The organism is Mesobacillus jeotgali (assembly GCF_002874535.1).
Taxonomy (GTDB): Bacteria; Bacillota; Bacilli; order Bacillales; family Cytobacillaceae; genus Mesobacillus; species Mesobacillus jeotgali.
The window spans coordinates 1,852,423-1,867,029 of record NZ_CP025025.1 but is presented as its reverse complement, the minus strand read 5'-3'; the positions used below and the strand labels follow the sequence as shown (position 1 = coordinate 1,867,029).

Genomic DNA, 14,607 nt, shown 5'->3' with positions numbered 1-14,607 from the left:
AGAAGTGTTATATTTAGCCGCCTTTTCTATCGATAACTTCTCCACTTTTAGAGAGTCCTCTTACGATAGGCTCTCGTCCGATCCGAAAATAATATCGTTTCCCTTCATTCTCAATGATTTCAATCTCTTCAAATGAATCCTCTTCATGTCCTTTTGTTTCGACTGCTAAAATTTCAGGATTGTGAACTTCACCGAATACGACATAAAGATCATAAAGTGCATTGCCTTGTCTATCAAAATCAAGAAAAGGTTCAATATAAAGCGTCATATTATCGTTTTCGTAATGAGACCATCCATGACCCCCTTTACTCTCCCAGCCATTTTCGTCACTGCCTGTAAAGAATGCTACGGCAAGAGCTTCCCAATCTGCTAAAGGAAAATCTTTTTCATCAGGGTCGGTCGTGTACATAACAACTGTAATTTCTCCTTGTTCTTCGGTATGGACAATATTATTTACTTCATATGGAATTCCTTTTTCAATCGCCTCTTGAAAATCATCGTATTTTCCGAATTCAAACTCAGATATATAAAACCAAAGAATAACGCCTAAGACTGCCAAAAGACTTATGGCTATGATCCTCGTTTTTTTCATATTCCCTCCTTAACCAATTTCCATTGATATTTATACTCTAGTTCATATTCAAATTAAGAGACTAGAAATATCACTGGTATCAATTTACCATTTTGCCGCTCCCGTTAAGGTTGACCGTATTAATCGATTACAACTAATCCGCTTAGTCAGTAAAGACCAACTCTATATTTATTCATTCCGATAAAAAATTATAGCTCTAATCAAAAAGACAATTCCTATTATAAAAACGAAGAAATAATTATTTCCTTGTAAAAGGGTATTCATTGTAAGAACATCTAATATCGATACGATAACCATTGAAATCCCTATGAATATGAATGTTTTTACCTTTGCTGACGGCTTCATTTCATCCTCCATTGGTGTCTACACTTGTTTTCTACAAGAAATCTATTTATATCTTGATTTCCTCCTACTTCTTCACAAAAATTACCTTTCAAAATTAAACAGCTTATAATAAATGAACGCCGAACTTACTAATCCGAATCCTAACAAAATACTTCCGCTTACTAGAAAATTATTGATGTAGCTTTTGACAACCAGATGATAGTAGGCCGTATCTGCTCCTCCGCGGCTGGCTAACCACGAATCCGCATAAGAAGTTCCAAATTTAACACTGAATGCAATCAAAATAATACCCAGCAAAGCAAATAATGTACTAATTATGGCAAATGCCTGTATTTTTTCTTTTGTCAATTTATCCCACCCCTTACAAACTAATTTATCACAAAATTACGAAAAAAGTTGAAAATTTTTCTAGCATTAGTTGTGGAAGGAACTTATTGCAAAATCGCTTTTAGTCATTTACTTAATCTCAATGGCAAATGCGTAAAAAGCATCTCCGAGTGATAAGTGCTCTTCCTTTTCATCCATCCACCAAACGCCATATGAATAATAATAGATCCCTGCCTCAGTCGGGGCGGTAAAGCTGTTATCAGAAACGGTAATTTCCTTTTCCTGATTATCATGAAATTGGATTAAGTGGATTTCATTAGGCTTGGGGTCATAATCCATTTCAAAAGTAATTGTTTCCCCAGCTTTTACGATAATGGGTTCTTTGCCTTCTAAACGCTCGACTGGTCTAACTGTGTCGACACATGTACCTTTCCAGCAATAAGTTCCTAAATCCGTTTCATATTTTTCATCGCCAATATTGACAAAAGCTGCTGGTGGCTTAAACCCAGACAAGCCATTATCAGAACAGCCTGCAAGGAAAAGTCCAAAAAGCATGATGACGATTAAGAAATATTTCCACATAAAAACACCCCTTTTGCAATTAGACGCAATAAATGTGGAAATGTTTCCTATTTTTTCATATCGACCCATAACCTCGGTCATTTACACTGTCAATTTTATGGCCAGTTCGGAAGTCAATTTAAGGGTTCCATTCTACGAACATTGCATTCAAGTAAAGCCAGTATAACGATTAACTTACTTTTTTTCTTCAACGAAGGGAGCAGTTAGCGGAAGATTGATTTTTTCTAAAACAAGAGAAGGCTTAACCTTAATTGAGTAACTAACAATCCTAGAAATAAACGGAGAATATCCGGATAAACAGTAGAGTATAGCTCGGTAAGGGGTAAATAAGCGGAGGTTTTCCGGTTAAGCAAGCACGATTGCCAATTTTTTATGTTTTTCAAGTAAATAGGCGGAAATCTTCCGTCTATTTAAGCTGTTTTCCGTGCCATTTTCTAAATAAGGGAAGTTTCTCCGCTTATTTAGCAGCCCATGATGATCCCTTCACCAGGGTCCGTTCTTTTATGGTGTGGAATAAACGGGTGCTTTGTTGAATAAGAACCATTATATTTCAAATCCGAAAATACATTAAATTAGAAAAATGGCGTGCCAAAACTGATGTCAATTTACACGCCATTTTTATTGTCATTTAAATGATATGCACCCTAAAACAGAATGTTTTGCTTTTTTACAATGTCTGGTTTTATTCAAGTAAATACGAAATAACCTTTGATATACGTTTTTTGAAGGCTTGATAATTATGCTCGGCACTTTCAATGACTTTCAGTTCTGCCTTGATTCCTTTTTGCCTGATAATCTCGAAAATGGCTTCATTGGTTTCCAGGAATGGCCCAGCAAGTTTCTCGCCACCTTCTTTTGTACCGCAATCCAGATATATTTTTTCCAGATGAGACAAATCTGCCGTTTTCATCAGCTGCTCGATTTCCTCCTGGTTACGGTAAAAACCGGATGAAAGACCCGCGATTCTTTTAAAAATATGAGGGTAAGTGCATGCTGCATATGTTGTGACTAATGCGCCCAAAGAGATGCCGGCCATATAGGTTTCATCGGGATTCGTACCATACTTCGAGTCAATGAGAGGTTTCAATTCGTTCACGATGAACTCAACATATTCCTTGCCTTTTCCACCTTCAGCACTCGGCTTGCCAAGCAGCTTTGTTGTATATTCTCCATTAATCCAGGGACAATACTCATTCACTCGTTCCCCGGAATTCTGATCAATTGCCACAACGATGAGTTCCTCATCATTCTTTTCCAGGTAGTCGTCCAGTTCAAGCCCCACACCGCCAATCGCCTCTTCATTGCCAAACACATTTTGCCCATCATGCATGTATAAAACGGGATATTTCTTGTCTTTCATATTCGAAGGCAAATAGACTCTAATATTCCTTTCCTTTCCAAACAATGACACTGAGAAACTTTCAATCATGCTTACACACTCTTTTCGATTAATTTGATGAAAATTTTACCATATGAATTAATTTCCTTCCAGAAACATTTCAAAAAGAAGGAGTATTCTGGAAGTATATAGAAAATAAGAATCTTCAAGACATATTTGAATGCCACAAAAATATATTTAATTGACTTTTGGATTGAATAGGGGGTTTTTTAGTGAAGAGATTAATTGTGATTATGTTAGTGGTTATGATTGTAATTATTGCACCATTTTGGACATTTGATTATGTCAGCTCTCATGGGGATTTCACTAAATGGAGCCATACTACCATAGGGTATGAGCATTACGAGGACAGAAAGAAATATTATTTGGGATATGATTTTACATGGAAAGGCATCGGAAAACCAACCCTGGAAAAAGTCGAGTTCATTAAGAAAGACGGAACTATTGTCGCCAAGGATGATGATGAGTTTAAGATTGAACCATATGTATCAAAAAATCGAAGTATTGGCGGACTGGATGAGGAATCAGTACTAAAAGAAGGGCTGCACGAGGATTTCATCGATATTAAAAATTACCAAGTAGACAAGGATTTTTATTTAATATTGGCTGTACAATACAATGGCACGACTCCAGAAAATGATATAAATTTATTAAGGATTACCTATAAAAAATTCGGCGTCACCCATCATCGCAACATCTCCTTTGATGATGGAATTATCACTGATCCAATCGAAAACTAAAATAGGATTTTGCATCAGCTTTTTTTTCTGATGTTAATCCTATACAAGTACGGACTTATAAAAATAAGTTCGGGCCATCAAAAGAAAGGCGAGGGAGTGGGTTCCCTTGCCTTTCTTTATCTACTATTTCTGCTTTTCTAGCTATGCAAACTTCCTTTTAACCATTGACGCGGACGAAATGATCCAATTGGTATCTGGATTAAGCTGGTGTTCCCTATCATTCTATAAAGCTCATCAGCCCTGCCTGCATCAAACCCTAGCAGGGGATGGCCCCCTAATCCAAGAGCAGAAGCTGTTAAAAGTAAATTTTGTACGAGCATTCCTGCTTCCATTTGTAATATCCGGTAGCCTCTATAACCTAATTCTTCTCGTAAAAAATCCTTATTGCCAGCGACATGCAAGCAAAGTGGTACTTGCATGAGGTTGACATTATCAATGGACAACCCTGTTTGTAATTGCAGACGGTGGTCCCCCTGCTGAATTTCTTGTAAAGAATGTTGTGCCTGATTGTAATAGTACGCTCCATTCGGGATGGCTTCTACATTATAAAAACAGCCGTAGATCGAAACTCTTGGCTCATTGCTGCAGTAAATTCCGTTTAAATCATTGCGATAGGAAAAAGCAGACATCGACTCCTTCAACAGGTCAGCCAGCTGCTGCTGACTAACACTGGATAAAACAAAATCCATTTCTGGTGATGAACGTTTTTTGCTTACCTCTGCCAAATCAAATGCTATTGATTCAGTTCTAGGAAGACTAACTTGTCGATTCCCCATAACTTCACTAGGCTGGTTACAGAGCCTATTAAACGACTCGGTCGACTCAAGTTTTGCTGCTTCATTCAAGGTTATTAGTTTAGGAAACTCTAATACTTCCTTCGACCGTTCATGCCTCTTCAAAGCAACAGGTTTCAGTTCCCTGACCAACTCAGCTGAGGTTAGATTATTGTGTGAATCTTTACTATTCGCAGACCAGTTGGTTGTTTCCACTGACAGCGGAATAATTGAATACACACTTTCCTCCTTCTCACATAATCCGAGAAGATGATTGATTGCCGAATCCAGATATTGATAGTAAACACCAGAAGCAAAACCAAAACGTTTTGCCGTTGCCAGCAGCTGCCCCATCAGTACACCAGCATCCAACCCCTGCAAACGGTATGAAAAATTATTGTATTTAAAGAAGTTTTTCCAGAACATCGTTGAAATGAATACGGTCCCAAAGCAGGAAGAGATATCGCAACGTTCGCCAAGAGCGGCAGCAATATAGGAATCGAAGTTGCCAGCCCTGAGCAAAACTAGGCGGTGATGTGCAGGGTCATAATGGTAAATCCCTTCAGGGAGATCATCTATCTTCAAATATACATAAAGTTCGTTCGGGTAGAGTCCCCCACCAGAAGGAGCATGCCTCCTATAAGTATGGACTGGATCAGCATCATCAGAAAAAAACGACTCGCTTACTTGAGTGATTCCATAAACATACCAAAGGAAATGTCCAATCTCCTCTATCCCCGGCTTGGCTGGCGTCTTGTTTTCTGCCAGGGACAAGGGGACCTCACCGGATAGTGGCACCACTGGCAAGCCTTTATACAGTTTATAGGTAAGAGGAGCGTCTTCCCAGTTTGGTTCCCAGTTTTGCTGATTGGCACGTTCTATATTAAACTGAAGATCTCTTAAAAATTGATCAAGGTTCATCCTGCTGCCTCCTAAGGGAACGGATGCGGGAAGGTATTTAGTTCTTCAAATGACATTGGTTCTTTCACATAACCAAGCTTCATCGGGACGTGTAGTACACGATCTAGCCCTTTGAGACGTGTCAGATGGTTTCCAAAGGTCATTGGCAGCATCCCCGGTATCAATACTTTCACACAATGAAGGCCATTTTTGTTTAATTCAGGAGGAGTCTGGTTGACAACAATGACATTGAGTCCCAATCGTCTAAATTCCTTTAAGATATCATTCAAGTCTTCCGTCAGGTCCGAATGTCGCGACTCCTTTTGAAAAGCGTCTTGAAAACTCTGTAATGGTCGATCTTCATCGAGCAGGAAGCCTAAGCGTTCCTCCGCCTGCGGCAATCCGTACAGCATTCCGTGATCATCCATCTCTCGCACTAGTGAATCATCATCGAGCATTTGCAAGTATTTTTCCTTGTTCGATTCCAGTTTTTCATCGAGATTGAGCATCATTCCGGCGAGCTCCTGAACAGCACTTTTGGCTGCCTTAACCGGATCAAGATGGGCACCTGCCGCACAAATAATGTTCAACCCATTATCCTTCCTGTTTTTCGCCATCGCCCAAACACTTGGAATACCATGCTCCATGGTGGCATTAAATAAATACAAATCATAACCAGCTACAGCCCTCATCCGCTCCGCCATTAAAAGCAGTTCTTCATCTTCAGCAGATTGAAGATCGAGACGTGGCAGCTTCAATTTTGAGTACCAGGACAAAAGGAAGGAATCACGCTCTACCACTTCCATGATGCCGTAAAAAATCGCCTCTTCCCTGCTGCCGCCAAGCGCGCAGCCATTTGAAGTTTCATAGACAAACCCGGCTGATCCGCATCCGAGACTATAATAGGAAAGCAACTCGGGGACGAGAATCGGACGCTCTTCAATAAGAGAGTAGCCCCATACCCAATCCATCGCGCGCTCAGGGTCGAATTTTTCAAATGGAAAGCCAGGCTTTTCATATTCTTCATCGGCATGGACACCAACTTCCAATGGGTTCAATGCCTGCTTTTCCAAGTTCCGGTAACTGTCATGGATGACTGTCCGCTTCCCGCGCGGCTGAAGTCCGCAGTGGCGTTCAAGCCCTTCCAGTATGGCAGTCAATTCGCTTTCTGCGTAGCATTGTGTCCTGCCGGCTGTGCCCTCATTTCCTCCGGAGATCATTGGCAGATTAACGCTCGCATCGGCGAATGGAGTGACCAAATCGTACATTTTACTGTTTAGCAGTCCTGTCCGATTGTCAAAATAATCGCCGATGAGAGATTCCTTCATCTTGTCCAGCGGTGTACATCGGTAGCTGCTCGCACTGATCTTCGGACTTGGATTTAATGTGATTTTTGCAAGTGAAGCTGTATCATCCGGAATAGTACTGCATACCTCGCACAGGGAATCGGCCAGAAACGAATGCCAGGATCCATTCAATGTTTTTAATTCGGTAAAATACATTCTACCTGCCGAAAGGCACTCTTTGCCCGCAAGAACTTGATCCGCTTCAGTTACAATTAAATGAGTCAGATGCAAAAGTCCATTTTTCGATGCCCATGGATTCGAACCAGTTTCTGTTTCAGCCGCCAGCCTTCGCTTCACTTCACGCATTTCGCTCCGTTCCTGACCTCCTAGCAGTCTCCTCAGGTCAGCACATTGGGAGCATCCGGGGGTGCCAGGCCTGACGAGCGGTCCGATGATTCCCTCTCCAAACGAAACAAAGGCACGGAGCCAGGGACTGCCAGTCAGTCTTACCGCTTCTTCAGCTTTGTGATGCGCCATTGGGTTCCAAAAATCATGAAGGACAAGCATCAATTCTGTATTTTCTGGCAGCCCATTCTCAAAATCAGTCCTTCTGAAAACCTGATAGCGTGATGATAATTCACCAGCAACCGAATCAGCCAGCCAGCCTTCCCCAATAATGACTACGAAGGAACTCAACTCAATCCCTCCTCTCGCAGCGATACACCAAATACGCCTTCAAGTTGCTGGTTGAAAATCTGTTCAAAGCTTAATTCGCACACTGACATTTGGGTTCTGTTCTGTTTAAGCACATCAATCGCTGCCTGCAGGGTTTCACGCTGAATCCTTCCAGTACATTCCGGAATCGTTAAGCTTTGTTTATCCCTTTCCCAATAATGAACCTCTGACTCTTTCAGGACTTTAGCTCCATCTCCAGCTGACTCATTTTGAAAATCGGATAATGCTTTCTGTAAAGCGATCCTTAACGCCAAAGTTGTATTCAGACCAGGGCTTCCATACCAGCCTTTCTGCGTACCGATCCAGATAACTGGGAAACCACGAACTTCCTCCCCAACCCCCACTCGTGTTTCTCCCTGTATCGTAGTAAGAGACTTTAAATAGAAAGCACATCTCTCATCCTCAATAAGCTCAAGGTCAATAAGGGAAATAGACTCTTTCACACTGAGCAGTCGATTGTTAAATTCCTTTGAGAGACATTTTTGGAGCCCTCGCGCAACAGCTTCAGGAAAAGATTCACCGGCACCCACACCCAAATTTCGGCCATTCTCAATCACTTCTGCCATGCGGGCTGCGTATGCTTCAATTCCCGTCAACGCCGCCTCCATTCGTGCTTCTTCATGTGTGAACCCTGTACAAATCCTTGCTGCCAGTAATTCAGACGGCCCATCTGACAGCGGATCGGCTGCCTGGACCCTGCATTGTGCCAATGGAAGCTGCTTAAGATTCCCTTCCTCCCACTCATGTAATATCCCAGTCTCTTTTGAAGTCAATAGACTGAAATACTGCAGAAGCTTTCCAGGTTCAGCTACTCTTAGGTCATGACCAAGCCGATTCTCAAGATCTCCTACCTTTATGGATGTGAAATTGCCTGTTACCAGTGGATGTGGCGAAACCAAATGCCAGCTTCCCTCGAGAGTTTCTAAATTCAGCAAATAAATTCTGTTTCTTTGTTCAGCTATCGTGATGCCCGCAAGTTCTTTATATAATTCAAATGTAATAACGTTTGCCAGCAATGCTCCGGTGGTCAAAGATGCGGCAGAGACCTTCTGCTCTTTTTCCAAAACAGAAGAATGCAATCGCCTCCACGCCGATTCCCAGCAAAGCTCTGAATCAGGAGCAAACAAGGGACCGGCCATCCCTGTTTGTTTGAACAGTATGGCTGGAATGAACGTTTTCTTAACTTCCCTGCAGATCGATTGCAAAAGCCTCAGTTCTTCAACATTGCCACTTTGTGAAACATAGAGGACCGCATCGAAAGGGCTAATCACCTCGCTCCAATCGTTACTATTATGCTCCTCGTACTCCACCTCCGAATCTGTTTTACGTGCATGATTCACAAGCTCTGCCACCCTTTTTCTATTCGTCGGGATTTCATCTGTAATAGAGACATTCAGTTTCTGCAGACCGGATTCTAGCAAAATGGAAACGAGAGAATTCAACATGGGACCGGAGCCTACGGCCAGTACCTTTGCCTTGCGGAATGACTGGAATCTTGACGCACCGGAACCAGCCAGATTGTCTACAAACTCAATTTGCGAGGCGAATTTTTTCAGTACCTGCTCAGATAACTGATGCTGTTCATCCTGGCTCACATCCCTGACAAAACCATTTTCAACAAGAACTTCAGCAATTTGATAAACGCGCTGCCTGTAAGGTTCAGGCAGGCCATCGGTCAATTTTCCCAGCGAATACTCCCCGTTAAACATTGGCAAAAGCTTTTCAACCCACTGGTCAATTCCATTGCCTTCGAGACGGAATGAACATGAATTATTCCTTAAATACACACCACTGTTTGGTTCTGCGAGATAAAATGTATCTCTTTTCACCTTCAATACCATAGAAGGGTCCAGCTTCACCATCTCACTCCTCCTCAGGCACAAATGCCTTTACTCTCCTTCATTGACTGTCATTATCATCGTATGTAGCGCAATTTGTCCCTTATGTCTTATGATGAAGAAAAGCCCCCGCAAGAACTTACGCAGGGGCTAATATCTGGATTGTCTAACTTAACCGCGATGGCAGCGGCCGCAACCACCACAGCGTCCACAACCGCCGCAACGTCCGCATCTTCCACAACCACCGCAGCCTCCACAACGGAAACATCCACCGCAGCCAAAGCAGCTAAAGAAGCAAGAAAAACCGAAACAACCGCCAAAACCACCCAAACCTAGAAAAATCCGCTCATCCCCTGAATGGTACTGGTTTTGATCCCAGCTAACCGGCTGAGTTGCCTGGAAATCACCAACATTCAGCATTTGCAATTCATTTTGAAAATTATTCATCATCATTCTTTACCTCCTCGGATAAATACAGGGCTCCAAAATACAAGTCACAGCGTTGAGCACTACCGAAAATATTCCTATATACATGGTACAAACATAATTAATAAGAATACTCTTCACCAATTTATGAAGACGAAACGGCCTTTGTCACATATGCAAAAGCCTATTTAATTTTATACAGAAGAATACGGCTGAAACTGATTACTTTCAGTTCCTTCGAGTACATGAGGCGCAAGAGTTTGGAAAAATCGAATTGATTCGGCCATTGATTCAAAAAATGAAGCATAAATCCCTAATCATTTACTATAAAAATATTCTGCAACTTCCAACACAAAGTTGTACAATGAACATGTAAACTCAATTATTTGGAGGGAATAGCATTGAGAAACCATGAAATTGATTTTAAAATCTACGGCGATGACATGCAGTTTGTCGAGGTTGAATTGGATCCGAATGAAACGGTTGTAGCTGAAGCTGGCAGTCTGATGATGATGGACCAGCAAATTGAAATGGAAACGATTTTTGGCGATGGTTCAGGCAGTGGAGGCGGTTTTGTTGGCAAACTGTTTGGTGCCGGAAAGCGGTTATTGACGGGCGAGAGCCTTTTCATGACCACATTTACCAATACTGGTCACGATAAGAAGCATGTATCATTCGCGTCTCCTTATCCTGGTAAAATCATTCCGATGGATTTAAGTCAGAATGGCGGCAAGATCATCTGCCAAAAGGACGCTTTCCTCGCTGCGGCAAAAGGTGTTTCAGTTGGAGTTGAATTCCAAAGGAAGCTTGGAGCAGGTTTCTTTGGTGGAGAAGGCTTCATCATGCAGAAGCTTGAAGGAGACGGGATGGCATTTGTACACGCTGGCGGAACGATACATAAAAGAGAACTTCAACCAGGAGAGGTCATCAAAGTCGATACTGGCTGCCTGGTTGCAATGACAAGCAACGTGAATTACGACATCGAAATGGTAAAAGGCATTAAAACAGCCTTATTTGGCGGAGAAGGTCTCTTCTTTGCGACACTTAGAGGCCCAGGAACTGTATGGATCCAATCACTTCCATTCAGCCGCCTAGCCAGCAGAGTATTTGCAGCCGCACCACAAGCCGGAGGACAAAACAAAGGCGAAGGCAGTGTCCTTGGTGGAGTCTTCAGAATGCTTGATGGTGATTAATGATGAACAAATGGGGATGGATTCCGAGTCAGGAACCATCCTTTTTTCATATGAGAATAATGGAACAAAGAGCACCTACCTGTAATACATGAATCTTTTCCATTCCATAAACGTATTAAAGTTAGCTAAACTCTTTCTAAGCGAGGTGTTGACGGATGTTCTCAAGGATTTTTCATAAATCAAATCGTCCTACCAAAATAGCCCTATTAACCGGCACCATTCTTTTACTGCTAGGCGGAATAGCTAGTCTGTACCTTTAATCTTCTTATTATAAAGTCGACGACGACAAAAAAAGGCTAAACCAGGTATTACCCAGGTTTAGCCTTTTTGGTTGGTCGATTTATCATGCGTTATCCTATTGTAATGGAATATATCCAACCTCCTCAAGCAACTTCTGGCCCTCAGGACCCTGCATCCATTCAAGCATAGGCTGGACGGATTTTTTTGGGTTGTCCTTTACTGTAATTGCATATAGATTGACGACATATGGATATTTACCTGAGGCAATGTTTTCAGGTGATGGCTCGACTCCGTCCAGTGAGATCAGCTTGATCTTTTCATTCGGATTCATGCCTGTTGTGAAAAAGCGGAATGAGTAACCTATTGAATTATTGTAGTTGCGATACCTGGCAACCTCCTCCATTACATCGCCCATTCCCGCAACTTCTTCTTTCAGCGCTGGCATTAACGGTGTATCACCCATGAATTTTTCCATGATTGTCTGGCTGCCCGAGTCCGCTGGCCGCTGGAACGCCATGATCTTATTATCCTCTCCACCAACTTCATTCCAATTGGATATTTTACCAGAATAAATGGATTTAATATGCTCCGAAGACAGGGATTCAACAGGATTCTTTTCATTTACAAAAAACACAAAGGCTTCCTTGCCTATTGGTGTGAGAACGAGTTCCTTCCCCCTGCTCTCTGCCAGGCTTTGTTGCGAAGCAGAAGGCTGGGCTCCAAAGAAAATATCAACCTCACCTGATACTAGTCTTTCAAAGGCATAAATTGTATTCGTAAAACTAACAATCTCCTCACCTGTTGGAAGCGCGTTTTTGTTTTTAATATCTATGTAGGTTGCGTTTGCGAATGCAGCATAAACGGGATACGCTGCCTCCGCCCCATCCAAAATGGGCATTTCGCTTTGAGTTTCCACACTGAAACTCGCCGGTTTTTGAAGCTTTGGCAGGATGTTATTTGGGTTCGTCACATAATACGGCTCCAGTTCGACACTCGAAAAGCCATTTCCATAATCAAAGCCATAGGACGGCGGAAGAATATGCTTGCTGCGCTCAATATGAATTGAACCAATGACAGCCAACAACAGGATAATGGTGCCTATCCCTGCAAACAGATTCAGCTTGCTGATGGTAACTTTAGAATTCGTCCTCCGTTCAGAGACGATATAGCCGATTAAAAAGAATAAATAATAAGCGAACGGCACTGCAAATGTGTATATAAATTGTCCCATCATCGCGGATATAAACGAATTCGGCAAAAAAGGGAATAGCGTGAATACGAAAATTGCCCATACCTGATGACCGAAGAATCCCTTTGATATTATCATCCCAACTGCAGCAAGAAACACGGTCAGCAAAAGCGGAGTATAAATCGGCAGATACCGACCATAAAACGTTTTGGCCTGCGGCCTTTTCCCAAATCGAAACCCTATGATCATAGCAACAATCGAGATAATCCCTAACAGGGCTGGCGGACCGAACTTCTCAATCGGTAAAACCGCAATCCCGAAAAAAGATAGAAATAGAGGCATTAATATTAGATAAATAACTATAAACCCGGCATCCTTCTTCATTACCAAGACCCCCAATGAAACATTTATTTAGTGTAATTTTACACCAAAAGAATAAAATGGTAAATATTTATTTTTGCAGTTTGAATTTAAAAAGGAAAGAATCACGATTGTATTCATTAGTGACCTAAATCTCCAAAATGAGAAAAAACAGGGCACCAATACAGCCTATTGGCGACCTTAATCTTCAAAAATACGAAAATCAGGGCACCAATACAGCCTATTGGCGACCTTAATCTTCAAAAATACGAAAAACAGGGCGCCAATACAGCCTTTTGGTGAACAAAACCTTCAAAATGCCCAAAAAGAGGGCGCCAATAAAAACCCAATTTAAATTACCCTACAAAAAAAAGAGAGGAACCAATACAGTTCCTCCCTCTTCATCAAGCTGCTCTATTTAAAGTAAGATCCTTCCTCCGATATACACTCAGTACGACTCCCATAATAAACGCATTTAATATCATCGGGATAAATCCATAACTGATGAATGGCAGGGACATGGACGTCAGTGGAAGCAAGCCAATCATCATTCCAACATTATAGATGAATTGAACGAGAAAAAGTGTTACACCGCCCACCAGCAACAGGTTTCCAAATCCAGAGTTGGTTTGAATGGATATCATAACAATCCTCGCCGCAAACAGTGAGAGAATAACGAATAAGCCAATCGCAAACAAATAACCGTAGTGATAGGTCAGATTAATAAAGGCATAGTCCGTATGTTCGAATGGTAATGGTTCACTTTTAGCAGCTGAACCGAACCAACCTGCAGAGGATAATCGTTCTTTCAGTTGCAGATACATATATCCCCAGCTGCCTGGATACTTTTCGGGATTCAGGAATCCTAATATCCTTGCAAGCTGATATTCTTTCACTGTGAACCAGGCAAACGTGCTAAAGGCTGCAACTACCAATATCGACGTGATCATTATGAGAGTTGCAGTTTTACGACTAATCGTGCTCCACCACATCATTATAAAAATCATTACGATGTAGATGAAGCTAACTGCTATGTTCGGAACTGCCATTAAAAGAATCAGTGGTAAAGCAAATAATAAAAAGTGCTGCCATAGTTTGATTTTCGGATTGTTGAAAAATGAAGCCCAGCCCAGAAACAAGAATGGCAGTGAGTAGTGGCTTTCAATCTGGAACGGACCAATCATAAAATATGGAACCCCATTTATGATCGCATTTGGAATCGTTAATAATAAGAATAAAAACAATATCCCGATAGAATAAAATACGCATCCTATGTTTTCCAATTTTCGATAATCAATAAACATCATGGTTGCTGCAATCATCACACCTAGTAAAACATGAATAGCTTTCATCACTAAATATCTATCTGATAGCTCATCACCCAATGTGATCAGCGGCAGGAAGCTCAGTGCCATGGTAATAGCCAACAAACCGATCAACCACCAGTCAATCCTGGGCTTATGAAGTTTATTCAACTCGTGTCCAAGCATTGACGGATTTCCCATTTGGCTAACCGCTTTTTCCTCCGCCTCTCTCTCACTCAAACCTTTACCAACCCATTCTTTTTTGACCTCATTTAGGTGGTATTCCAACTCTGATGCCACAAATTTCTTCGCTTCCTTTGAGCGAATATGATTTGTCACTTCACTTAAAAAATGATTCCATCTATTATTCATAGCTCT

At 41.7% G+C, this 14,607-nt stretch carries 12 protein-coding genes; 2 read left to right on the top strand and 10 right to left on the bottom strand.

Features of this window, described 5'->3' with window-relative positions:
• Nucleotides 1–13: 13 nt before the first annotated feature.
• The 4 genes from CD004_RS09295 to CD004_RS09280 all read right to left on the bottom strand — a co-directional run bounded on the left by CD004_RS09295 (nucleotide 14) and on the right by CD004_RS09280 (nucleotide 3,275).
• Complete coding sequence (locus CD004_RS09295) at nucleotides 14–592, bottom strand: hypothetical protein (RefSeq protein ID WP_102262500.1); 579 nt, start codon at nucleotides 590–592, stop codon at nucleotides 14–16.
• A 426-nt stretch (nucleotides 593–1,018) separates the two neighbouring features.
• A complete protein-coding gene (locus tag CD004_RS09290) occupies nucleotides 1,019–1,285 on the bottom strand; it encodes a hypothetical protein (protein WP_102262499.1) in 267 nt (88 codons plus the stop codon).
• Between the two features lie 108 nt (nucleotides 1,286–1,393).
• Entirely contained in the window at nucleotides 1,394–1,846 is a 453-nt protein-coding gene (locus tag CD004_RS09285; RefSeq protein WP_102262498.1) for a hypothetical protein, read from the bottom strand.
• Nucleotides 1,847–2,528: 682 nt separating this feature from the next.
• Nucleotides 2,529–3,275: an alpha/beta hydrolase gene (locus CD004_RS09280; protein WP_102262497.1), complete on the bottom strand. Its 747-nt coding sequence runs from the start codon at nucleotides 3,273–3,275 to the stop codon at nucleotides 2,529–2,531.
• A gap of 182 nt (nucleotides 3,276–3,457) precedes the next feature.
• Here CD004_RS09280 and CD004_RS09275 point away from each other — a divergent pair, with 182 nt between their 5' ends.
• On the top strand, nucleotides 3,458–3,985 hold the full coding sequence (locus CD004_RS09275) for a hypothetical protein (protein ID WP_102262496.1): 528 nt from the start codon (nucleotides 3,458–3,460) through the stop codon (nucleotides 3,983–3,985).
• Nucleotides 3,986–4,122: 137 nt separating this feature from the next.
• Here the strand turns inward: CD004_RS09275 and CD004_RS09270 are convergent, their stop codons facing one another.
• The 4 genes from CD004_RS09270 to CD004_RS09255 form a co-directional block, all read right to left on the bottom strand.
• A complete protein-coding gene (locus CD004_RS09270) occupies nucleotides 4,123–5,679 on the bottom strand; it encodes a SagB family peptide dehydrogenase (RefSeq protein ID WP_102262495.1) in 1,557 nt (518 codons plus the stop codon).
• An 11-nt stretch (nucleotides 5,680–5,690) separates the two neighbouring features.
• A complete protein-coding gene (locus CD004_RS09265; RefSeq protein WP_102262494.1) occupies nucleotides 5,691–7,640 on the bottom strand; it encodes a TOMM precursor leader peptide-binding protein in 1,950 nt (649 codons plus the stop codon).
• A complete protein-coding gene (locus tag CD004_RS09260) occupies nucleotides 7,637–9,541 on the bottom strand; it encodes a putative thiazole-containing bacteriocin maturation protein (RefSeq protein ID WP_102262493.1) in 1,905 nt (634 codons plus the stop codon). Before CD004_RS09260 ends, CD004_RS09265 begins: the two co-directional genes overlap by 4 nt.
• Nucleotides 9,542–9,688: 147 nt before the next feature.
• Nucleotides 9,689–9,970, bottom strand: a complete 282-nt coding sequence (locus tag CD004_RS09255; RefSeq protein WP_233434976.1) for a heterocycloanthracin/sonorensin family bacteriocin — start codon at nucleotides 9,968–9,970, stop codon at nucleotides 9,689–9,691.
• A gap of 374 nt (nucleotides 9,971–10,344) precedes the next feature.
• On the opposite strand from CD004_RS09255, the gene CD004_RS09250 reads away from it, so the two are divergent.
• Complete coding sequence (locus CD004_RS09250) at nucleotides 10,345–11,136, top strand: TIGR00266 family protein (RefSeq protein ID WP_102262492.1); 792 nt, start codon at nucleotides 10,345–10,347, stop codon at nucleotides 11,134–11,136.
• A gap of 355 nt (nucleotides 11,137–11,491) precedes the next feature.
• Here CD004_RS09250 and CD004_RS09245 read toward each other — a convergent pair whose 3' ends face one another.
• Together CD004_RS09245 and CD004_RS09240 are read right to left on the bottom strand one after the other, a co-directional pair.
• A complete protein-coding gene (locus CD004_RS09245) occupies nucleotides 11,492–12,949 on the bottom strand; it encodes a PstS family phosphate ABC transporter substrate-binding protein (RefSeq protein ID WP_102262491.1) in 1,458 nt (485 codons plus the stop codon).
• Nucleotides 12,950–13,329: 380 nt separating this feature from the next.
• Nucleotides 13,330–14,601: an FtsW/RodA/SpoVE family cell cycle protein gene (locus CD004_RS09240; RefSeq protein ID WP_102262490.1), complete on the bottom strand. Its 1,272-nt coding sequence runs from the start codon at nucleotides 14,599–14,601 to the stop codon at nucleotides 13,330–13,332.
• Between the last annotated feature and the right edge of the window lie 6 nt (nucleotides 14,602–14,607).

Excerpts from the sequence above, each read along its gene's own strand:
- CD004_RS09285 (WP_102262498.1), bottom strand. The coding sequence starts at position 1,846 with ATGTGGAAATATTTCTTAATCGTCATCATGCTTTTTGGACTTTTCCTT.
- CD004_RS09295 (WP_102262500.1), bottom strand. The coding sequence starts at position 592 with ATGAAAAAAACGAGGATCATAGCCATAAGTCTTTTGGCAGTCTTAGGC.
- CD004_RS09270 (WP_102262495.1), bottom strand. The coding sequence starts at position 5,679 with ATGAACCTTGATCAATTTTTAAGAGATCTTCAGTTTAATATAGAACGT.
- CD004_RS09240 (WP_102262490.1), bottom strand. The coding sequence starts at position 14,601 with ATGAATAATAGATGGAATCATTTTTTAAGTGAAGTGACAAATCATATT.
- CD004_RS09255 (WP_233434976.1), bottom strand. The coding sequence starts at position 9,970 with ATGATGATGAATAATTTTCAAAATGAATTGCAAATGCTGAATGTTGGT.
- CD004_RS09245 (WP_102262491.1), bottom strand. The coding sequence starts at position 12,949 with ATGAAGAAGGATGCCGGGTTTATAGTTATTTATCTAATATTAATGCCT.
- CD004_RS09280 (WP_102262497.1), bottom strand. The coding sequence starts at position 3,275 with ATGATTGAAAGTTTCTCAGTGTCATTGTTTGGAAAGGAAAGGAATATT.
- CD004_RS09260 (WP_102262493.1), bottom strand. The coding sequence starts at position 9,541 with ATGGTGAAGCTGGACCCTTCTATGGTATTGAAGGTGAAAAGAGATACA.